The following is a 459-nucleotide window of genomic DNA, read 5'->3' on the forward strand; positions in this document are numbered from 1 at the left end:
AAAAGCTTAAGGGCTGATTCGCGTTCGCTCGCCGCTACTAACGAAATCTCGGTTGATTTCTTTTCCTCGGGGTACTTAGATGTTTCAGTTCTCCCGGTTTGCCTCACTTAGCTATGAATTCACTAAGTGATAGTGTCTTATGACACTGGGTTTCCCCATTCAGAAATCTGAGTCTATAACGGTTTTTATCACCTCAACTCAGCTTATCGCAGATTAACACGTCTTTCATCGCCTCTAACTGCCAAGGCATCCACCACATACGCTTAGTCACTTAACCATACAACCCTAAGTAGTCTTATCTTGCGATTTGAAAACAAAGTACACCGTGGTGACTAAACCACAGTAATTGTAAAGTCTGACATTTTCACGTACTCATCATTAATTTGAATTAATGTGGAGTATACTTGAATAAGAGTTTCGTCAGTTTCACCTAAACTATCCGAGGAGGATATTCCCAAT

Annotated in this window: 1 rRNA gene; it reads right to left on the reverse strand. The window is 40.7% G+C overall.

What is annotated here, in order from left to right:
- A 23S ribosomal RNA gene (locus tag ACSLUO_RS17700) occupies nt 1-277 on the reverse strand; the annotation flags it as partial.
- Nucleotides 278-459 lie beyond the last annotated feature (182 nt).

The organism is Thalassotalea agariperforans (assembly GCF_053470345.1).